Source organism: Thauera phenylacetica B4P (assembly GCF_000310225.1).
Classification (GTDB): Bacteria; Pseudomonadota; Gammaproteobacteria; order Burkholderiales; family Rhodocyclaceae; genus Thauera; species Thauera phenylacetica.
In genome coordinates, this window is sequence record NZ_AMXF01000599.1 from 1 (window position 1) to 480 (window position 480).

General features: G+C 77.5%; 1 protein-coding gene. It reads right to left on the bottom strand.

The window, feature by feature from the left end; translation table 11 throughout:
- The coding region (locus tag C667_RS23885; RefSeq protein WP_004392650.1) for a transglutaminase N-terminal domain-containing protein at positions 1-301 on the bottom strand (301 nt) is incomplete at its 3' end.
- Between the last annotated feature and the right edge of the window lie 179 nt (positions 302-480).

The following is a 480-nucleotide window of genomic DNA, read 5'->3' on the forward strand; positions in this document are numbered from 1 at the left end:
CGGCCTCCCAGGGCGGGCTCGCCGCGGGCTCGGGCCAGGCCGGCGGATCGACGCGGAGGCGGCTGAGCGCGCGCACGACGAGCTCCGTGTGCGGCGCGTGCAGCGCGAACGCGGTCACCGGGTTGCCGAAGAAGTCGCTGCGCTCGCTGCGCCGGGCCGGCACGGGCGCGATCTCGAGCCGATGCGCGAGGGTGCGCTGGCCGGCGCACGCGCGCGGGCGCAGGTGGGCGATCTGTTGCGACAGCGCCACCGCGCTGTCGTAGCGGTAGCGGGTGTCGTGGAGGATCTCGTAGAGCGCCATCGCCGCCTCCCTACAGCGACACGGTCGCCCGGCTGCGGGCGTCGAGGTGGGTGAAGTAGCGCCGCGCCAGCGCGTCGGCGAGCTCGTTGCCACCGCGCCAGATGTCGTCCAGCACCTGCCGCAGGGGCGCGCAGGGGCGCGCCTGGGCGGCCGCGCGGCCGCGCGCGCCGGCGAGCTCG